The organism is Bacillus kalamii, from assembly GCF_047238185.1.
Taxonomy (GTDB): Bacteria; Bacillota; Bacilli; order Bacillales; family DSM-1321; genus Bacillus_AD.
On record NZ_JBDFMI010000001.1, the window covers coordinates 2,731,283 to 2,750,244 of the forward strand.

General features: G+C 41.0%; 20 protein-coding genes and 1 pseudogene. 5 read left to right on the top strand and 16 right to left on the bottom strand.

Translation table 11 applies throughout. The annotated features are described in order from the left end of the window. Nucleotides 1-12: 12 nt before the first annotated feature. The 9 genes from ABC357_RS13580 to ABC357_RS13620 form a co-directional block, all read right to left on the bottom strand. The gene (locus ABC357_RS13580) at nucleotides 13-216 is read right to left on the bottom strand and encodes a zinc ribbon domain-containing protein (protein ID WP_412888029.1); all 204 of its coding nucleotides are present in this window, start codon (nucleotides 214-216) and stop codon (nucleotides 13-15) included. Between the two features lie 128 nt (nucleotides 217-344). Continuing rightward, complete coding sequence (gene corA / locus ABC357_RS13585) at nucleotides 345-1,298, bottom strand: magnesium/cobalt transporter CorA (RefSeq protein ID WP_412888030.1); 954 nt, start codon at nucleotides 1,296-1,298, stop codon at nucleotides 345-347. 99 nt (nucleotides 1,299-1,397) lie between these two features. Beyond that, a complete protein-coding gene (locus ABC357_RS13590; RefSeq protein ID WP_412888031.1) occupies nucleotides 1,398-2,060 on the bottom strand; it encodes a phosphatase PAP2 family protein in 663 nt (220 codons plus the stop codon). Nucleotides 2,061-2,227: 167 nt separating this feature from the next. After that, the gene (locus ABC357_RS13595) at nucleotides 2,228-2,950 is read right to left on the bottom strand and encodes a 3-ketoacyl-ACP reductase (protein ID WP_412888032.1); all 723 of its coding nucleotides are present in this window, start codon (nucleotides 2,948-2,950) and stop codon (nucleotides 2,228-2,230) included. 353 nt (nucleotides 2,951-3,303) lie between these two features. After that, on the bottom strand, nucleotides 3,304-4,695 hold the full coding sequence (locus tag ABC357_RS13600) for an L-cystine transporter (RefSeq protein ID WP_412888033.1): 1,392 nt from the start codon (nucleotides 4,693-4,695) through the stop codon (nucleotides 3,304-3,306). Between the two features lie 172 nt (nucleotides 4,696-4,867). Further along, nucleotides 4,868-6,202, bottom strand: a complete 1,335-nt coding sequence (locus ABC357_RS13605) for a CoA-disulfide reductase (protein ID WP_412888034.1) — start codon at nucleotides 6,200-6,202, stop codon at nucleotides 4,868-4,870. A 91-nt stretch (nucleotides 6,203-6,293) separates the two neighbouring features. Beyond that, nucleotides 6,294-7,700 carry an L-cystine transporter gene (locus ABC357_RS13610; RefSeq protein ID WP_412888035.1) on the bottom strand — a complete coding sequence of 469 codons (1,407 nt, stop codon included), beginning with the start codon at nucleotides 7,698-7,700 and terminating at the stop codon, nucleotides 6,294-6,296. Nucleotides 7,701-7,729: 29 nt separating this feature from the next. After that, nucleotides 7,730-9,004 (bottom strand): L-cysteine desulfidase family protein, encoded by a 1,275-nt coding sequence (locus ABC357_RS13615; protein WP_412888036.1) that lies wholly within the window; start codon nucleotides 9,002-9,004, stop codon nucleotides 7,730-7,732. A 188-nt stretch (nucleotides 9,005-9,192) separates the two neighbouring features. Then, entirely contained in the window at nucleotides 9,193-9,870 is a 678-nt protein-coding gene (locus tag ABC357_RS13620; RefSeq protein ID WP_412888037.1) for a helix-turn-helix transcriptional regulator, read from the bottom strand. Between the two features lie 296 nt (nucleotides 9,871-10,166). Between ABC357_RS13620 and ABC357_RS13625 the strand changes: the two genes are divergently transcribed. Both ABC357_RS13625 and ABC357_RS13630 read left to right on the top strand, forming a co-directional pair. After that, nucleotides 10,167-10,880 (top strand): hypothetical protein, encoded by a 714-nt coding sequence (locus tag ABC357_RS13625; protein ID WP_412888038.1) that lies wholly within the window; start codon nucleotides 10,167-10,169, stop codon nucleotides 10,878-10,880. Between the two features lie 157 nt (nucleotides 10,881-11,037). Then, entirely contained in the window at nucleotides 11,038-11,607 is a 570-nt protein-coding gene (locus tag ABC357_RS13630; protein ID WP_412888039.1) for a GNAT family N-acetyltransferase, read from the top strand. Between the two features lie 25 nt (nucleotides 11,608-11,632). On the opposite strand, the gene ABC357_RS13635 is transcribed toward ABC357_RS13630, so the two are convergent. Continuing rightward, nucleotides 11,633-13,006, bottom strand: a complete 1,374-nt coding sequence (locus ABC357_RS13635; protein WP_412888661.1) for an amino acid permease — start codon at nucleotides 13,004-13,006, stop codon at nucleotides 11,633-11,635. Between the two features lie 350 nt (nucleotides 13,007-13,356). Between ABC357_RS13635 and ABC357_RS13640 the strand changes: the two genes are divergently transcribed. Continuing rightward, nucleotides 13,357-14,166 (top strand): class I SAM-dependent methyltransferase, encoded by an 810-nt coding sequence (locus tag ABC357_RS13640; protein WP_412888040.1) that lies wholly within the window; start codon nucleotides 13,357-13,359, stop codon nucleotides 14,164-14,166. A gap of 79 nt (nucleotides 14,167-14,245) precedes the next feature. On the opposite strand, the gene ABC357_RS13645 is transcribed toward ABC357_RS13640, so the two are convergent. The 5 genes from ABC357_RS13645 to ABC357_RS13665 all read right to left on the bottom strand — a co-directional run bounded on the left by ABC357_RS13645 (nucleotide 14,246) and on the right by ABC357_RS13665 (nucleotide 16,094). Then, nucleotides 14,246-14,398 (bottom strand): hypothetical protein, encoded by a 153-nt coding sequence (locus tag ABC357_RS13645; protein ID WP_412888041.1) that lies wholly within the window; start codon nucleotides 14,396-14,398, stop codon nucleotides 14,246-14,248. 35 nt (nucleotides 14,399-14,433) lie between these two features. Further along, complete coding sequence (locus ABC357_RS13650) at nucleotides 14,434-14,730, bottom strand: rhodanese-like domain-containing protein (protein ID WP_412888042.1); 297 nt, start codon at nucleotides 14,728-14,730, stop codon at nucleotides 14,434-14,436. Nucleotides 14,731-14,749: 19 nt separating this feature from the next. Continuing rightward, the gene (locus tag ABC357_RS13655; RefSeq protein ID WP_412888043.1) at nucleotides 14,750-15,103 is read right to left on the bottom strand and encodes a rhodanese-like domain-containing protein; all 354 of its coding nucleotides are present in this window, start codon (nucleotides 15,101-15,103) and stop codon (nucleotides 14,750-14,752) included. A gap of 45 nt (nucleotides 15,104-15,148) precedes the next feature. Further along, on the bottom strand, nucleotides 15,149-15,403 hold the full coding sequence (locus tag ABC357_RS13660) for a metal-sensitive transcriptional regulator (RefSeq protein ID WP_412888044.1): 255 nt from the start codon (nucleotides 15,401-15,403) through the stop codon (nucleotides 15,149-15,151). Nucleotides 15,404-15,587: 184 nt separating this feature from the next. Continuing rightward, a complete protein-coding gene (locus ABC357_RS13665) occupies nucleotides 15,588-16,094 on the bottom strand; it encodes a DinB family protein (protein WP_412888045.1) in 507 nt (168 codons plus the stop codon). Nucleotides 16,095-16,267: 173 nt separating this feature from the next. Here ABC357_RS13665 and ABC357_RS13670 point away from each other — a divergent pair, with 173 nt between their 5' ends. After that, on the top strand, nucleotides 16,268-17,026 hold the full coding sequence (locus tag ABC357_RS13670) for a TrmB family transcriptional regulator (RefSeq protein WP_412888046.1): 759 nt from the start codon (nucleotides 16,268-16,270) through the stop codon (nucleotides 17,024-17,026). A gap of 64 nt (nucleotides 17,027-17,090) precedes the next feature. Here the strand turns inward: ABC357_RS13670 and ABC357_RS13675 are convergent, their stop codons facing one another. Beyond that, nucleotides 17,091-17,468, bottom strand: coding sequence for a VOC family protein (locus ABC357_RS13675; RefSeq protein WP_412888047.1), 378 nt, complete (start codon nucleotides 17,466-17,468; stop codon nucleotides 17,091-17,093). Between the two features lie 288 nt (nucleotides 17,469-17,756). Between ABC357_RS13675 and pgaC the strand changes: the two are divergent. After that, nucleotides 17,757-18,947: pseudogene (gene pgaC, locus ABC357_RS13680) on the top strand (poly-beta-1,6-N-acetyl-D-glucosamine synthase). Nucleotides 18,948-18,962: the final 15 nt, after the last annotated feature.

Genomic DNA, 18,962 nt, shown 5'->3' on the forward strand with positions numbered 1-18,962 from the left:
GGGCCTTATTAATTACCCAAAAAATAAATCCAATAAATTGCTTCCCGTTGAGGATTGTTTATTATAGAATTCCGAATAGCCGCACTTCTTGCAGTATACGACTGTAAACTGGTTATGCTGCACATCGAACATTTTAGAAAGCCCGGTTCCAGTCATCGCTACATCCTTCTGGCCGGCATCCGTACTTCCACATTTTAAACATCCTTTATCACTCACTTCAGAATCATCTCCATTTCTCTGTATATATACTATACGGATAAGAATTCCAAAGGTTTCAGATATTCCGCCTTCTTGCATTCAACCCAAAAGAAGCCTAACGGTTTACCTGTTAGGCTTCCTTCCGACTATTCATCTTCAAACCAGCCTTTATGTTTGAACCACAAGAACATAACCAAGCCCATAATGAACATGACAGCCAAAATAACGAAGTACCCCCAATGCCATTTTAACTCAGGCATATTGACAAAATTCATGCCGTAAAGACCGGCAATGAATGTAAGCGGCATAAAAATCGTTGTAATGACAGTCAAAGTCTTCATAATGTTATTCATCCGGAAGGAATTCAACGAAATATAGTTGTCCCTGATATCCGAGCTTAATTCGCGATTGGATTCTATCATTTCGCTAAGTTTCAATAGATGATCATATATATCCTTAAAGTACGCTCTTTTCTGTTCCTGAATGATAAAACGCTTTGATTCCAGGATACGGTAGATAAGATCACGCATCGGAAGGATTGTCTTCCTGACAGTCAATAAATCCTTCCTGACTTCAAAGGTTTTGTGTATAACTGAATCATGTGCCTTTTTCGATTCATGAAGATTTTCGATCATTAATATCCGATCTTCCAGGCGCTGGACGATTGGGAAAAATGTATCTACAATTTTATCCAATATGGTATAACTCACTTCAACTGCTGTATGGCGGATTAAATCATTCTTCTTTTCGAACAGCTCCCAAGTGTAATTTAACTCCTTCAGGTTTTCATAATGGAATGTAACAATAAAGCGTTCTCCAATAAATAAATCGACCTCATGGGCCTCCAGTGTTTCTTCATTGAGCGCCTGAATGACAAGGAAGCTAAGGTTTTCATAATAATCCATCTTCGGCCTTTGCAATCGTTCAACGCAATCTTCAACAGCAAGAGGATGAAAATGGAATGCAGTGTCAAGCAAAGCAATTTCATCCTTTTCCGGCATATTGAAATCCACCCAATACCACTTAAACTCGTTTAGTTCCGTTATAGGCGGATCGAAAATCAATTCATTGTTTTCATCAATGGCTAATATCCTAATCATGGCAATCTCCTGACATACTATCTATATGAATATGCCTATTTTACCCTTATTTTATCCATAAGTAACAGTATATACAGATGGGCAGCCACTACGTTTGGTTTATTTCCTGATTTCCCCTGCATGTTCCCTCACCTTGAACTTTACGGATTTTGGTTTCCATGCGTATGACCATAATGCATAAGAAGATGTATACAATACAGCCCCCAAGCCCAGCCCTGAAAGAACATCGAGAATGGCATGCTGCTTCGTAAATAACGTAGAAGCTATTATCATAATTCCTATAATGACGGAAATAGAGGAAAGCCATGGTGTCTCCTTACGCCGCTTAATCATAGCCAATATAATGATAAAAGTCGTCAATACATGGATGCTCGGAAAACAATTCACAGGCTGGTCATGGCTATAGATGAAGCGGACCAGCTGGGAGAATACATCGTCCCCCGTAACCACAGGGCGCGGAACCGTAGTCTGCCATACGGCATAGACGATAAAAGAAATAATCTTTCCCGCAAGCAAAGAACTCAACGCCACAAAATACAGCTTCCGCTCCTTATAGCATAAATAAATCAGAGAACTATAAATAAACGGATACCATACCACGTACGGAATAATAAACTCTTTCACAAATGGAATGCTTTTGTCCAATGGGATGGAAATAGGATAAGCTCCTGCAGTTGATTGATTGAGGATGGAATACATGGGTCCTGTCAAAAGCAAGGGTATCAAAAAGAGCAAAGGGTGTATACGTGCTAGCCTTTTCATAAGTTCCCTCCTACTCTATAGTATATTGACAGGTTGAGGTTATTCAAAACTGTCATTTTATTTTAGCATTATTTATAAAAAAAACATACAAAAGTTTACAATGAATAAACATTTTATTTACACAGGGAAAGAAGCTGATATAGCTGCCTCTTTCCCTGTATGTCCCCTTATTGCGGGTTAGTCGTCCAAATTCCTGATGTTTTAATGAAAACGCGCTGCGGCAATTGCAGGATGGATAAAATCAACTCAGCAACATCTTCTGGTTGCATCATCCGGCCTTCTTCACCAATTTTCAAACCGCTGTTCACTGCCAAATCTGTATTGACTGTGCTAGGAGTGATGGCAGTGACACGAATATTCTGCTTTCGCACTTCCTGCATCAATGATTCAGTCAGCCCTAATACTGCAAACTTTGAAGCCGCATATGCGCTTCCCGTCGCAAACCCTTTCTCACCCGCAGTTGAAGAAACATTTATGATGCTTCCTTCTTTCTGCTTCAATATTTCAGGAAGCACCTTTCGGGTAACATAGTAAGTCCCCATTAGATTCACTTGAATGATTCTTTCCCAATCTTTAGGATCCATTTCAAGGAAGGCTCCAAATTGGGCCATTCCGGCATTGTTGATTAATATATCCACTTTGCCCAATTTCTCTATAATTGAATCGATTGCCCGTTCCACCTGTTGTTGGTCGGAAACATCCGCAATCGCATAAACGGCTTTAATCCCATATGTTTGTTCCAGTTGGGAACACAGTTTTTGAAGTTCTGTTTCACTTCTGGCAAGCAAACCCAGATTGAGCCCTTCCTTCGCCAAATCAATAGCGGTTGCCCTGCCGATTCCCTTACCTGCGCCAGTAATGATCGCTGTCTTATTCTTCAGTTGCTGCATGCTGATTCCTCCCCGGGATATATTGTCCTATCTAAAGTTTTGACTATTCACCGTACTTATTATATAGACTATTTTCTGTTAATCAAACAAAGAAACTTCCCTCAGTCAGTTTTTGTTCCTTTTGTTTCAATTTATTTACACAAATGGCTCACACAATCGCCAGAATGGGGCCATAGGGGAGCATGGTATTCGATTTTCTTTACCGGTAAAGGCCTTTCTCTTAATCAGCATGAGATGCAAGAGGCCTAAATGAAAACGAACAGGTTTCACACCTGTTCGTTTCAGACTATATAAACAAACAATACGTTCTCTAAAGCCTGTAGGCGGGATTCCATCGTTGGCTTATTATGGGTTTATACCTCATCCCCAACGTCTTTCTTGGACGAATCCTGAAACACACCTACGTCCAAATCATGCATCAGTTTGGCTGAAACCACGCCTGCAGTCATGCTTCCTGACACATTGACTGCGGTTCTCCCCATATCGATTAATGGCTCGATTGAAATAAGCAAGCCTGCCAATCCTACTGGAAGATTCATCGCGGACAATACAATTAAAGCTGCAAAAGTCGCACCTCCGCCGACACCTGCCACTCCAAAGGAAGAAATAGCCACGATAATGACCAGCTGGATAATGAATCCCGGACTTAATGGATCAATGCCGACCGTAGGAGCAATCATGACCGCAAGCATAGCTGGATATATACCTGCGCAGCCATTCTGCCCGATGGATGCTCCCAGTGTTGCCGCCAAGTTGGCGCCTCCTTCTGGCACCCCCATCTCCTTTGTCTGTACTTGGACATTAATTGGGATTGTACCGGCACTTGTCCTGGATGTAAAAGCAAAAGTCAATGCAGGCATCGCTTTTTTTAGGAATTGCAAAGGGTTTAGACCGACAAAGAAGACCAGCAACAAGTGTACGGCAATCATCGCTATTAAAGCCGCATAAGAGGCGATGACGAAGGCCGATAAATTAATGATTCCCGCCACCTTTGTTGTAGCGATCGTTATCGTCATTAAGGCGAGAACACCGAATGGGGTCAGTCTCAGAATCAATGTAACAACCCTCATTACAACCGCATACAGGGCATCCACCATTTTTTTGAAAATATCGAATTTCTCCGGCTTCTTTTTGCGCACACCTAACGAAGCGATCCCTATGAATGCGGAAAAAATGACAACACCCAATGTCGATGTAGGCCTAGCGCCTGTCATATCTTCAAACGGATTTGTCGGGATAAAATCTAATATTTTCTTTGGTATGGAGGTCGTCGCTGTCCCAACCTGCCCTTCCAATTCCTGCGCCCTATCTTCTTCTGCCGCGCCCGCTTGGATATTTTCGGCATTCAGGTGAAAGGCATTGGCAGAAAAAACGCCAATGCTCGCAGCAACTAATGTAGTAAATACAAGAATGGCAATGATTAATCCTGCCAGCTTTCCAAGGTTTTTACCGGAGTCTACATTGGCAATTGCAGAAGTGATCGAAACAATGATTAGCGGCATAACAATCATTTTCAGCAGCCTTACATATCCATTGCCTACGATTCCGAACCAATCCGTTACAGTCTGGATGATATCGGAATCCGAACCATATAAAAGTTGAAGAAGAGCTCCAAATGCAATTCCAAGCCCCAAGCCGGTAAACACACGCTTCGGAAACGAAATATATTTCTTTTGCATTCTCCACAGAAAATAGAGCAGAGCCAAAAATAAAATAAAAATGATAATAATGCTGAATAGATCCATAGATCTCCCTCTCTGTCATTTCCCGGGACGGATTGCCACAGGGAAACATATAGTGAGAATCGCCCGAAAACGAATCCTTACCGCTTATTTTTTATCCATTGCAGAGAACCTATTCATAAAGAGGCGAGATACAAAAAAAGCCCCGCCAAGTTGGCGGGGCCTGAGAGATCTATTATTTCGCTACATTGCCTGCTACATTCATAACGTCCCATGTTCTTGCAAACGGTGGAGCGTAACAGAAGTCCATCATGCCCAATTGTGAAGTTGTCAAGCCGCTGTAAATGGCTACCGCCAAAGCGTCTACACGCAAAACTGCTCCGTTCTTGCCGACAATCTGCCCGCCTAGGATAACTTTTGTTTCTGCATGGTAGACAAGCTTCGCATGGATAGACTCTTGTCCAGGATAGTAATTTGTTTGGTTTTTGTCGGAAATGAACACTGTTTTATATGGAATGCCCATTTTCTCTGCTTCTTTTTCGCCGATGCCTGTACGGCCAGCTTCAAAATCCATTACCTTCAAGCAGGCTGAACCCAAAGTCCCTTCAAATGTTGACGCACTTCCAGCCAAATTTTCACCGATGATGCGGCCGATTTTATTGGCAGTCGTTGCAAGAGGGATGTATACATCTTCTTTACGGACAAGATGGTACACGCTTGCACAATCTCCCGCTGCATACACATCCTGTAAAGATGTTTCTCCGCGGTCGTTGATTTTGATTGCACCGTTTCCAAGCATATCAATGCCAGTTTCCTTTAGGAAAGCTGTATTTGGCCTTACGCCTGTCGCAATGACAACGATATCTGCTTTGTACTCGCCTTTATCAGTTGTAACTGCTTGGACTTTCCCTTCACCTTTCAGTGAAGTGACCATTTCCGCAAGCTTTAGGTTCACTTGGTGCGAGCGGATTTCTTCTTCCAGGATTTCAGCGATTTCACTGTCGAAGCTGTCAGGAAGGATATGGTCTGTAAGTTGGATTAGAGTTACTTCCTTGCCCAATTTCTTCATGGCTTCAACGACTTCAAGACCGATATATCCAGCCCCGATTACAACAATATTCTTGTTTTCTTCCTGTTGTGCCGCTTCCTTCAAAGCAATGCCGTCTTCCATTGTCTTCAGTGTAAATACATTTTCAAGTTCCTTGCCTTCAAATGGAGGTATAATCGCTGAGGCACCTGTAGCAACAAATAAACGGTCGTATTGATCTTCGAATACGTCTCCAGTAGCCAGGTTTTTTACAGTCATTTTTTTATTTTGGGCATCCACGGATGTGACCTGATGAAGTGTTTGCACTTCGATACCGGACTCTCTGAATTTCTCAGCTGTTCTGGCAATCATCCGATCGCTGTTATCATAGAAGTCTCCTACATAATAAGGCAGCCCGCATGCTCCGAATGATACGATATCGCTCATTTCATATACGACAACACTTGCATCCTTTGCCATACGTTTTGCTTTTGCAGCAGCACTCATTCCCGCTGCTTCACCGCCGATAATGATAATTCTCATTGTATTCTTCCTTTCTCCCATACAAGCTGTTTGCTAAATATGAAAGCGGGAGGGTTCCTGAATGAACCCAGCCCACTCCATGCTATGTTTATTATGCTACATCTTCAGAATCTTCATCATCTGAAAGATCCGTATTACTATTGTAAACTGTTGTATCGATTTCACCCAAGATTTTAGCTGATACAGCACCAGCAGTCATTGAGCCTGATACGTTAACTGCCGTACGTCCCATATCGATTAGTGGTTCGATTGAAATCAATAGACCTGCTAGGCCAACCGGCAAGTTCAATGCAGAAAGTACGATTAGCGCCGCGAAAGTCGCCCCGCCGCCGACACCGGCAACACCGAATGATGAAATAGCAACAATTGCCACTACTTGCAGAATGAATCCAGGATCCATTGGGTTAATGCCTACCGTTGGAGCAATCATAACAGCAAGCATAGCAGGATAGATACCTGCACAGCCGTTTTGGCCGATAGATGATCCGAAAGAAGCAGCAAAGTTTGCAACACTTTCAGAAATACCCATACCTTTAGTTTGCGCTTTTACATTCAATGGAATTGTACCTGCACTCGTACGTGATGTGAATGCAAATGTTAATGCCGGCAATGCTTTTTTAATAAACTGGATAGGATTTAAACCAACTGCTGTTACTAATACTAAGTGAACCACGATCATAGTAATCAATGCTGCATAAGAGGCGATTACGAATGTCGATAGATTGATGATGCCATCTACACTTGTTGTTGCGATTGTACTTGCCATCAATGCTAATACACCGAATGGCGTTAAACGAAGGATTAGTGTAACAATACGCATAACGATTGCATACATAGCCCCGACAATTTTATGGAAAGTCTCAAATGCTTCTGGTTTTTTCCTGCGGATTCCAAGAGCCGCCACACCTACGAATGCTGAGAAGATTACAACGCCAAGTGTGGAAGTAGAACGTCCGCCTGCCATATCCTCAAACGGATTTGTAGGAATGAATTCCAGCATTTTTTGCGGAATGGACGTGTTAGCTTGTTCTACTTTGCCTTCTAGTTCCTGGCTGCGCGCTTCCTCAGCTTGTCCAGCCTGGATAGACTCAGCGTTCAAATCAAATACGTTAGCAGAAAGAATACCTACTGATGCTGCAATCAGAGTCGTGAAAACCAACACCCCGATGATTAAACCTGCCATTTTACCTAAGCCCTTAGAAGACTTTAAGTTCGTCATTGCAGAAATAATTGAAACCATGATCAATGGCATAACGATCATTTTCAGTAAGCGAACATAACCGTTACCGATAATACCGAACCAGTCGGTCGACGTTTTAACAACTTCAGAATCAGATCCAAATGCAAACTGCATGATTGCACCGAATGCGATACCCATTCCAAGACCCGCGAATACACGCTTAGAGAAGGAAACATATTTTGTTTGCATACGATATAAAACAAAAACCATTGCTAATAATGCTGCGATGTTTAACCCAACAAAGATTACTGAATTCATTAATGAGCACCTTATTTCTTATAGTCTATTTATTTTTTATTTAACATTTGCTTTAACACGATTGTATCCAAAGTCGGAGAACCTTCATTTCCGATTTGGCTGAAGTTGCGGATTGTATCGTTAACATCCTTTTCTACAAATCCGTTCGTACCGGAAATGCAGATACCCTTCTTGGCCAGCAGCGCTGCTTGCACGGCAGCTCCTGAACATGTCGCCACCTTCATGGCACAGCCGGCTTTCGCTCCGTCACATAACATTCCCGTTACATTTCCAAGTGTATTCTGGATGGAATAATACATTTGCTCTGTATTGCCGCCTAGCAGGAAAGTAATGGCTGCCGCAGAGCTTGCACCTGCGATAGTCACTCCGCACAAAGCAGATAAACGGCCGAATTGATTTTTGATGAAGATTGCAATCAAATGACTGATCGCAACTGCACGGATCATTTCTTCTTCGTCTGCACCAAGTTTTCTCGCCACTGCCACAACCGGCAACGTAACGGCTATTCCTTGGTTACCGCTGCCTGAGTTGGCCATAACCGGCAAGGTTGCTCCGCCCATGCGCGCATCCGATCCAGCTGCCGCATAACTCATGGCATGATTGGCGAGGTCATCAGATAAAAGGCCGTCCTGCATTTGTTCTTTGATCATCTTGCCGACCTGAAGCCCATATTCATTCTCAAGTCCATGATTGGCGACTTCCAAGTTCATTTCGATGCTTCTTTTGACAAGATCCAATTTAGACAATGGGCAATGTAAAGCAAATTGAACAATATCGTCCAAAGTGAAATCAGCTTCATCTTTGCTTCCTTCTTCGCTGCCCTTGCCCTCATTCAATGCACATTGCTCTTCGCCATTAACTTTAATGGACGTGATTAAAGTATGTTCATCTTCGATGACAACCTGCACAGTTTCATTTTCTGTCTCAATTGTCGCATCAATGACTAACACTTTAGGAGAAATCGCTTCCACAACCTTCACCATGCCATTGTTGCAAAGAGCTAACGCCTGTTCTTCTTGTTCAGAAGAAGCTTTTTCAATAAGGGATAATTTTTTTTCCGATCCTTTTACAATTGCCCCCAAAGCCCCTACGAAAGCAATTCCAGTATGGTTTCTTCCAGGGATGGCAACAGCCATGGCATTTTTAATCACATTTCGGCTGCATGAAAGCGTAATGGATTTAATCGGTGCTGTTGTTTTTTCAGCTGCCACTGCGGCTGCATAAGCAATCGCTATAGGCTCTGTGCAACCGACAGCAACGATCAATTCTTTTTCAAGTACGTGTTGTAGGTCTACGTAATTCATTTTTGGCCCCCTTCGATCTTTTGTTTAATAAAGCCAATGATGCCGATCGTCAAACATTATGGCTAATTTGTGAATTAATTCACAAAATCGAGTAAAAAAAGAGGCATCTATCGACTTTATGTATATCCGTCTGATTCACTCTTTAAGATTGTGAATTTGTGAGCAAACTTTCACGCACTTCATGGCTCTTATGTCTGCTTAGACGTTTCTTTCACTTTCTGCAAATAGCGATACACAGTTGGTTCTGAAGTTTGAAGCAAGCTGCTCACCCTATGGACACTGCTCTTCAATAAAAACACACCTTGGTCGTACAGTGTTTTGATGAATGCTGTTTTCTCTTCAGGAGACATTCTTTCAAATGGTATATTGCTCTTAGCCAATTGGTCGGTTACTACCGTTTCTAATGCATCATCCAAATTGCCGTGCAGATACTCTTCAGCATCATTGCTTTCCATCTTCTTAACGGCCGGGCCACTATTCGTTTCTGAAAACGTTGTAAAGTACTCCAGCAATTCTTTCGCTTTCTGGAAAAAAGCAATATCAGTATTGACACAAAGCATACCGACTAACTGTCCCTTTTCATCTTTAATAAAATAGCTTGATGAGCGGAATACTCTTCCGTCTTTGCCGACAGCTTTGTAGTTTGCCACATAATCCTGTTTGGCATATAGCTTCTTTTGCTTCACTTGAAGAATAAAGTTCGTAGGGTTATCCCCTACTTTTCTACCTGTGACATGGCCATTTTCAATCGCAACAATCGTCTGCTCATCTCTCGTTAAATCGTGAAGGGCGACCTCCGATTGTTCACCAAGTATATTAGCCAAGAATTTCATTATAGAAGAATAAGGTTTTAGATATGCATTCATTTCGTGAATCAACCTATCAGCTCCTCTGCCACCTCTTTCGATATTGTGATAATTTCTTATCGTGATAATAATTTATTATTGCAATAAAACTTTATCATGATAATAAAAGTTTATCAACACCTTTTTTCTATTTCCATATTGTACATGTTTTTCATGTTTGTAGATTAAGAATGTTAGTAATCATTTTATGCATCTCAATATGGCCAGCAGTCGGCTCGCCCTCATTCTTTTTAAGTTCTATAAAAGGAATTAAGTAAATCCATGTCAAATATAAGTAAAATAATGGAGGGAGACATATGGCCAGAAAACGATTAGTTCTTTTTATTCTTTGTTTTTCTGTTATCCCGTTCTTGTCCAGCTGCAACCCATTTCAGAACAATTGCCCGCCGAATGTACAAATAGATTATATAGACGCATTGAAATGGAATGATATCCACTATGAGAGCCATCCCGAACTAAAAGATACTATAGCCAACGCCCAATTAGGCAAATTAATCGGATATATTTCTTACCGGATGGCTGAGGACGCGTGCTTGAATTATAAGATGAAAAACGGCGATGCTACATTTCTTGAGGAAGGAACAAAGGTCTATAGTCTATCAGGCTACCGCACCTCCTCAAGAGTATATGCTGACGGCCGGATTTTTCAGGCAAACGAGAAGCCAAAAGCAAAAACGATCGGCGACTTATATGACATAAAGGGCAAAGTCGAAAACATTGCCTTTGAAAGTACAGATGACAGCCGGCCATTGCACTCTTTTTCGCAGCAATCCATCGAACCGTTCCTGCATGCGTACCTGCAGCTTCCTTTATTATCTTCGCGTCAGACATCAAGAGCGATTGACACATTGAAGGATGAAGACCGTGTATTCATCCGCTTACTATTGAAGGATGGAAGCTCTCTTAGGATCAGCTATTGGATGGACCAAAACATAACAACTCCGTGGGCAGAAGGCAACGAGGCCACTCAAAAGCTAGTGAAAAAAGAATGGAAGAAAGGATTAGATTAATAGACCGATAACCGCCTTTCTGTTTACCGTCCATCCTTAACCAGCCCGTTATCCATAGCAAGTAAAAGGCATGTGGAACCTGAGGGAATATCTATTGATCTCTATACCATTAAGAACTATGCAAATAAATGAACTATATCGCAATAGGAGGGATTCCATGAAAACGGCACTATCTTTATCGAAAGAAACCGATCGGCTCCTGATCCGCTTTTATGAAAAGAGCGATTTTCCGAATTGGCATGAGTCCATGAAACAAAGAATGCCTTCACAGCAGCCATTTGATGATGGCAGGCCTACAGGCATCGAGAATTATACATCAGAAACATTTAGTGCCTGGGTAGAAAAAGACCATCATGCAGCTGAAAAGGATTACTTTTATCACTTAGGCATTTTCAGGAAGCAAGACGGCGTTCACATCGGTAAAATTGAATTGTTTACGATTCTCCGTATGGATTATCAATGGGGAATGATGGGCTATTCAATCCACAATCAGTTCTGGAGACAAGAATATGGAATGGAAAGCGTAAAAGCGGCTTCCGAGTTGTTTTTCAATGTGCTTGGTTTCCATCGCTTGGAATTGCATATTCATCCCGATAATGCCCCATCGCTCCAGCTGGCAGAAAAAGCTGGCTTCCGGTTGGAATGCCGGCGGGAGTCCTTCTCCTTGGAGAATGGCGTATGGAGCGATATGTTGATCTATTATTTAAATAACAACCTATCGCAATAAGGGAAGCGAATCCGCTTCCCTTATTTTATTGATCCACTTGGTCACTTTCAAAAGGTGCGGTAATAGTCCCTTTATTTTTGTTCTTAACATAATAAAAAAGGTAGCAGAAAATGAAAAAGCCAATGCCTATCACTAATCCCGTCAACTGGGTCGGATCGAATGCCAAAAATAGCAGTATGGAAATGCAAAACAATAGGCAAATCAATGGCACATATGGATAAAAGGGTACTTTATATTGAAGATCGCTTACTTTTCTACCTGACTTTACGTATTTATATCGGAACATAAGCTGTGAGCAAGCGATGCCCATCCATGAAATGGTGACAGATATGCCAGCAATCGACATTAAGAAAACAAAAACGGTATCCGCCGCTATGACGCTGGTCAACAATGACAGAAGAGAAAAAACAATTGTCACAAGGAGAGCTGTAAAAGGAACTTTGCGCTTCGATAATCTTCCGAACTTTTTAGGTGCCATCCCTTCATGCGACATGGACCATAAAAGGCGTGTAGATGCATAAATGCACGAATTTCCGACTGACAAAATGGCAGTCAATATAACAAAATTCATAATGTCGGGAGCAAAAGGTATGCCCGCAAGATCCATCAGCGTTACAAACGGGCTTTCCAGTAATCCTAATTCCGATGAGGGAAAAATGGCTGATAAAACAATGATAGACGAAATATAGAAAATAATAATTCTAAAAAGGACGTTTCTGATGGCGCGTGGAATATTTTTCTGAGGCTGTTCACTTTCTCCTGCTGCAATCCCTATCAATTCAGAACCTTGATAAGAAAAAATAACATTCATCATTGTAACAAAGAGGATGCCGAATCCTTGAGGAAATAACTTATTCTCTGTGAAGTGGCTTAACACAGGAGCCGGGCGGTCCGCCAAATGGATCAAACCAAATATGGCCCCTACTCCAATAGCCAGGAAGAAAAGGACTGCTACTACTTTTATTCCCGCAAGCCAATATTCTGCCTCTGCAAATCCCTTTGTGGAAAGTGCATTTAGCGCAAATAAAAAGAGGATGAAAATGAAGCACCATACCCAGGTGGATGAACCCGGAAACCATCTGTGCATCAACATCCCTGCTGCTGTAAATTCAACTCCGGCAGTGGTAGCCGAACCAATAAAATACATCCAGCCCAACGAAAAACCGGCAGCAGGGGAAATGAATTTTGATGCATAGGTCTGGAATGATCCGGTTACTGGCATAAATACCGCCAACTCTCCCAAACAAACCATGACTAAATATAAAATGATACCACCAAATAAATAACCAATTAAAGCCCCGCCTGGACCTGCTTGATGAATGGTAAAGCCCGCATTCAAAAATAAGCCTGTCCCGATAACCCCTCCAAGCGACAGCATGAATAAATGCCTGCTTTTCATGGATCTGTCCAATTGATTATGCTCCTGTTGATCCACTTGCCTCACACCTTTATCTTTTTCTAAAAATCAGTCCGTTAATAGGTACATCCAACCACTTTGACCACCAACAAATTCCATTTAACGGAATTACCTTCCTTTTAACGGAATGATTCTGGATAAATCGTATAACGGATCGATTTAATTGTCAATTTATTTTGAATAATTAGTATATAAGCGCTTACATTTGGAAAGTTGGCAAGAATGTAAGGTTTGTTATCCTATTCACCCTCGGTTTAGTTCTATTTAGAAGGAATACGATACGATCCCCTCGAATTGAAGGAATAAACTAATTAAGAAAAAAGGTGGAATCTATGAGCAAGGTAATAAACTACTACAATCAATTTGATGAGTGGGGCAGGCTTGACCGTGCGCCGGTAGAATTCCAAGTGAATTGGCATTTTATAAAAAAATATTTGCCGGAAACAGGCATTATTCTGGACAACGGTGCGGGTCCAGGAAAATACTCGATGGAACTTGCCAAAGAAGGTCACCGGATTACATTAACTGATTTAACGCCTCATCTCGTTGCTTCAGCAGCCAATAAGGCAAAAGAACTCCAATTAGAAAATCAATTTGACGGTTTTTATGCAGCAGATGCAAGAGAACTTCATATGGTTAAGGATGGATGCTTTGATGCCGCTTTAATGCTTGGCCCTATGTATCATTTACAGGAAGAACAAGGCCGTATCCAGGCAATTAAAGAATTGTATAGAGTTACGGTGACGAATGGCGTAGTTTTTATCGCTTTTATGCCAAGAATCAGGCATATATTGACTTCGCTTCTTTCACCTGAGCGCTGGAGGCCGAACAATCAAATGGACGCCATTATGGAATTTGCCCTAACAGGCTGTTTCAATCATAGTGATGAAGGGCGATTTACAGAGGCGTATTATTTCAATATTGAAGATATCATTCCATTTATGGAAGAACACGGATTTGAAACGTTAGAACTAATAGGCTCTAATCCAGGAACGATCTTGGACAGCCATAATTGGGACTATTGGACAAACAAAGGTGAACACGAAATGGAAAAACTGATGTCGTTCATTAAAGAAAGTGCTGCAGATCCTTTTATTCTTGGCATATCAAGCCATCTGCTTTATATTGGGAGAAAAAAATGAAGTTCAGTTTCAGTGAACAACCATATATAGCATTCCTCCTCACAACAAACAGACTGCCGTCATCCAGACGGCAGTAATCTTATTTAATCAGATATTCATATATGAGAAAGCCTGCGCCAACCACTATCCAAAGAAGGACACCAGGACAAATGGGCAAAGGCAGAAATGCCTTCTTCCCCGCTTTTTTGAACGGAATGCCGCAGCTCCCTGTTTTACAGCTTTTGTTGTCCATTAGTTCCCCTCCCTTGGAATCAGAGGTGTTCATTTTCATTCTGTTTCACCTTTCCAGGCAAGCATTCCCCCTGCCATATTCAATACGTTGAATCCTTGATAATCAAGAAAATTGGCAGCTTGGGAGCTCCTGCCTCCCGATTGGCATACAAGAATGTATTCATTATGTTTATTTAATTCATTCATCTTAAATTCCAATAAGCCTAAAGGAATATTAATGGCTCCCGGTATTTTTCCCTGTGCCACTTCTGACGTTTCCCTTACATCGATCAGATTCGGTTTTTTTCCTTCATTCAATAATGCTTGTACTTCTTCTGGAGTGATATTTTTCATCCCATTGCCTCCTCACTGTTTAATGCCAGGCGCTCATACCGCCTTTTACATTTGTTACATGCTGGAATCCCAATTTCTTTAATTCTTTGCTGGCCTTACTGCTTCGCATTCCGCTTTGGCAAATAACGACCACTTCTTTTTCTTTCGATAGTTTGGATTGTTTATTTTGGATGTCCCCTAGGGGTATATTTTGGAACTGTCTAATATGATTGCCTCTGTATTCCCCCGGTGTCCGTACATCAATAAATTGTTTATCTTTATCGTTCAGCTCATTCTTTAATTGGCTTGTCGTAATCTGGCGTACCCCTTTTGCCGGCATCATCCGCCATACTAAGAACAGAATAATTGCGGCAATAATAATAATGGTTGTCATATTCCTGCTTCCTCCTCTTGGTTACCTTATTAGGATATTTATTGCTTATCTGCTTTTAATGATAAGCTGTACTGCATCAGACAGTTGTTGATCATGGGCTGGCGACATTTTACTGCCTTGGATGCAATGGACCATATGGTTGCTTATTGAATAATCAATAGCTGAATTGATGTCTTCACGGGCTTCTCCTAATTCATCTACGATTTTTTTAAACCCTTCTTTCTGCTCCATCAAGCCCAAAACATGGTGGATCTGGAATTCTGCTTTTTGAATAGAACATATAGTTTGTTGATCATACATCACAGCTATCCCTCCTTTACGAAGATATAACGGCCTCTTAATAAAGCGGATGTTCTATAAAGGTGATTATATACCCAATGGGGTATATTTGCAACAATAAGAACTCCTATTTTAAAGATCCTTCCGACAGCGCCGGCTAAAGAAAAAGGCTACCAATCATGATAGCTTTTACTTTTATCAATTTTTATTTCTGCATTTTCTTCAATATACGGATTTGGCCTCTATGATTCAGCTCATCCTCAAATACATGGAACCAAAGAAAGTAGTGATTGGCAGAATCCTTTCCCCACATTACTTCGCTGTTAAGCCACTCGTCATCTCTTTTCCTGAATTCCTCCAAAGTTGCCGAGCGCACGGTAGCCAATTTATCCAAGTAAAACGATAATGGGTTCCCTTTAACGTGAATTCTGGCTTCATCCCCCAACTCAAGCCCTAATTTCAGTTCCTCTAATTCTTTCAGTGTCGGCTCTCTTTTTTCAAACGTATCTATTTGGTAATACCGTTCCACTGCTGCCATGTGAAGTAATAGGGCACCGATTGAATTGCTACCCTCATATGGCAGATAATCAAGCTGTTCAATAGTTAGACCTTCTACTGCCCATAATGTTGTATTCCTTGCATACTCCATCATTGATACAAGTTGGCCGATCTGGGGTGTAAAGCCGTCTTTTTTCTGGATTTTCAAATCCATACTATCTCCTCCTTCCTTGCCACTCCGAATTATAACAATATTTCAATAATTCTTCTATTCAATCTTCCTTTTGTTTTCCATTTGTGGACAAACACTTGTATATTGCACTATTAATAATTATGATAATACATACATTGAATAAGATCGTCTTCAACAGCAATAAAGGAGGGCCTATGTTAAAAGAATTCGGTTTTTCCCAATATGAAAGCCAAGTATATGAGGTTCTCGTTTCAAGCGATGAACCGATGGATGTCACCATGATCGCCAAGTATTCCAGTGTTCCAAAGACAAAAATATACGAAGTCATCTCTCGCATGGTCGATAAAGGAATGGTGATGGAAGCAATCTCTGAAAAGAAAAAAATGTATACAGCCCTTCCATTGGAATTAGCTGTAGAGAGGCTAACGGCCGAGTTTCAGGAGAATATCAATAAATTCAAGGAAAATACGTCAAAAAGAACATTTTCCGATGACCGGGTTTGGAGCTTTAAAGTCCAATCCACGATCGAGGCACAGACCAAGCAACTGATCAAGCAAGCTAAAAAATCAATCACCATTTCGGGCTGGAATGAAGACTTCAAAAAATATGTTTCCCTGTTAGAAGAGAAGGAACAGGCAGGAATCGAAGTGAAAGCGCACGTTGTAGGCGACATATCCGCTAACCTTTCCCACCTTTATTACTTCATTCCCACAAAAGAGGATGTATTTCTTGAACCTTTTCAATTACTGATTATTGATGACCGTGAAATCATTTTTGCAACAGCCGAAGAAGGTTCCTGGCAGGCTATCCGTACGATGTCACAGCCTTTTGTCAAAGTATTTGCCGAGTTTTTCTATCATGATGTCGTTCTGACCAAGATTTTAGGAAAATATAATGAGACATTGATGAACGACCCGGAGATTAAAAATATCGTAACAAAATTGCGCTTTTAATCTCTCTTCTCTTTATAAAAACGGAAGCAAACGTTTGGTTTGCTTCCGTTTTTATATTTACCTTTTACTTTTCCATCACTGCAAAATAATTGCCTTCATTATCAGTAAAATTGAATACTCTTCCCGAAGGCATCGTCACCATTTCCCCTACTGTTATCTGTTGCTTGGACAAATCATCATATAATTGATCGATATTTTCCGAGAAGAACAGTAAAGAAGGCGTGCCGAGCTGCAATTCAGGAGACATTTTGGCGACTACTTCTTTATTATGCAAAATAATGCTTGTCTCATTGTCCTTGATTGGGGCAATCTCGATCCATCTCATACCCTGGCCGTAATCTCCTTCAGAAATGATGCTGAATCCGACTTTTTCTGTCCAAAATGCAGCTGCCTCATCTTGATTTTTTACATATAGCATAATCTGGCCGACTTTTTTAATCATCCATTTCACTCCCTTGCCATTTCTTGAATCATAACACCGCTTGAAATATCTTACAATTAGAGACTTTAAACAAGCCATATTTACCAAATGCAATATAGCCTTAAATGCGAGTGCAAACGTTTTCCAACGATCATAGTTTTCTCTCCATTGCCCTGTTTTTTTCGAAAATAATGCTAAATATTTGTAAAAATAATCAATTAATCATTATAATCAGTTTCTGTAGCTTTCACTGGAGGGATTATTTTGAGTACTATTTTTATCTTGTTCTTATTTTATTATCCGCTAATCATGGGGCTCGTTTGGATAATTGGAGGGATTATTTACTACATCCGTCGTGAAAGAAAGGATATTCCTCTTTCTGACGATGCTAGTTTGCCTTTTGTATCAATCCTTATACCTGCACATAATGAAGAAAAAATAATTAAAGAAACCGTGCATTTTACCTCTCTGTTAAACTATCCAGACTATGAAATTATAGTTATTAACGATGGAAGCACTGACCAAACGATGCAAATCTTAAATGGAATAATGGATCAATATCCAAGATTGCGTGTAGTCGACATCCAACAAAATAAAGGCAAAGCAAATGCATTGGAGCAAGGTGTGTTAGCAGCAAAAGGCGAATTTATCGCAACCATCGACAGCGATGCCATCTTGGATAAGGATGCTCTTAAGTATGTCATGCCAAACTTCATCACACCACGAAATAGCGAACGGGTCGGTGCTGTCACCGGAAATCCAAGAATTCGCAACAGGACAACTCTCTTATCTAAAATCCAATTAGTTGAGTATGCAAGCATCATAGGACTTATTAAGAGAACCCAGCGAATTATGGGAAAGGTCATGACTGTATCCGGGGTATTCGCTGTTTTTAGAAAAAAGGCTCTTATTGATGTCGGGATGTAGGATAAGGATTTAGCGACTGACGACATCGGCATTACATGGAAGCTACAAAGGAAGTTCTGGGATATCCGCTATGAACCGAAAGCTTTCTGTTGGATGCGGGTTCCTGAAACAATAAAAGGGATTTGGAATCAACGGATAAGATGGACCCAAGGCGGAATAGAGGTCATATTCCGGCATCGCACTATTTTTACGGATTGGCGCCAGAGAAGGTTGTTCCCTGTTTTTATTGAACAATTATTGAGCATACTCTGGTCAATTACTTGGTTCTTCGCCCTGCTTACGGCAATCTATCAGTTTGTATGCAATCAAGCCTTTCTTTCGCCATTTATTTGGATTGGAAATTATTTGGCTTTCATATGCATTCTACAATTGTTAACGGCTCTATTTATTGAACGGCATTACGAAAAGAACATACTCAAATATATGGTTTGGGCAGTCTGGTACCCGTTAGTCTACTGGCATATAAATGCCTTGCTTGTCATTTTTTCCTTGCCGAAAGCAACAAGGATTTTCAGAAAGAATAAATCTGAGTATGCAACATGGAAGAGTCCTGACCGCGGATTGGATGTGTAAACAGGAAAGGAGCTT

What these genes read in the sequence shown, in the direction of transcription:
- corA (WP_412888030.1), bottom strand. Translation starts at nt 1,298, where the DNA reads ATGATTAGGATATTAGCCATTGATGAAAACAATGAATTGATTTTCGAT.
- ABC357_RS13590 (WP_412888031.1), bottom strand. Translation starts at nt 2,060, where the DNA reads ATGAAAAGGCTAGCACGTATACACCCTTTGCTCTTTTTGATACCCTTG.
- ABC357_RS13595 (WP_412888032.1), bottom strand. Translation starts at nt 2,950, where the DNA reads ATGCAGCAACTGAAGAATAAGACAGCGATCATTACTGGCGCAGGTAAG.
- ABC357_RS13600 (WP_412888033.1), bottom strand. Translation starts at nt 4,695, where the DNA reads ATGGATCTATTCAGCATTATTATCATTTTTATTTTATTTTTGGCTCTG.
- ABC357_RS13605 (WP_412888034.1), bottom strand. Translation starts at nt 6,202, where the DNA reads ATGAGAATTATCATTATCGGCGGTGAAGCAGCGGGAATGAGTGCTGCT.
- ABC357_RS13610 (WP_412888035.1), bottom strand. Translation starts at nt 7,700, where the DNA reads ATGAATTCAGTAATCTTTGTTGGGTTAAACATCGCAGCATTATTAGCA.
- ABC357_RS13615 (WP_412888036.1), bottom strand. Translation starts at nt 9,004, where the DNA reads ATGAATTACGTAGACCTACAACACGTACTTGAAAAAGAATTGATCGTT.
- ABC357_RS13620 (WP_412888037.1), bottom strand. Translation starts at nt 9,870, where the DNA reads ATGAATGCATATCTAAAACCTTATTCTTCTATAATGAAATTCTTGGCT.
- ABC357_RS13625 (WP_412888038.1), top strand. Translation starts at nt 10,167, where the DNA reads ATGGCCAGAAAACGATTAGTTCTTTTTATTCTTTGTTTTTCTGTTATC.
- ABC357_RS13630 (WP_412888039.1), top strand. Translation starts at nt 11,038, where the DNA reads ATGAAAACGGCACTATCTTTATCGAAAGAAACCGATCGGCTCCTGATC.
- ABC357_RS13635 (WP_412888661.1), bottom strand. Translation starts at nt 13,006, where the DNA reads ATGAAAAGCAGGCATTTATTCATGCTGTCGCTTGGAGGGGTTATCGGG.
- ABC357_RS13640 (WP_412888040.1), top strand. Translation starts at nt 13,357, where the DNA reads ATGAGCAAGGTAATAAACTACTACAATCAATTTGATGAGTGGGGCAGG.
- ABC357_RS13645 (WP_412888041.1), bottom strand. Translation starts at nt 14,398, where the DNA reads ATGGACAACAAAAGCTGTAAAACAGGGAGCTGCGGCATTCCGTTCAAA.
- ABC357_RS13650 (WP_412888042.1), bottom strand. Translation starts at nt 14,730, where the DNA reads ATGAAAAATATCACTCCAGAAGAAGTACAAGCATTATTGAATGAAGGA.
- ABC357_RS13655 (WP_412888043.1), bottom strand. Translation starts at nt 15,103, where the DNA reads ATGACAACCATTATTATTATTGCCGCAATTATTCTGTTCTTAGTATGG.
- ABC357_RS13660 (WP_412888044.1), bottom strand. Translation starts at nt 15,403, where the DNA reads ATGTATGATCAACAAACTATATGTTCTATTCAAAAAGCAGAATTCCAG.
- ABC357_RS13665 (WP_412888045.1), bottom strand. Translation starts at nt 16,094, where the DNA reads ATGGATTTGAAAATCCAGAAAAAAGACGGCTTTACACCCCAGATCGGC.
- ABC357_RS13670 (WP_412888046.1), top strand. Translation starts at nt 16,268, where the DNA reads ATGTTAAAAGAATTCGGTTTTTCCCAATATGAAAGCCAAGTATATGAG.
- ABC357_RS13675 (WP_412888047.1), bottom strand. Translation starts at nt 17,468, where the DNA reads ATGATTAAAAAAGTCGGCCAGATTATGCTATATGTAAAAAATCAAGAT.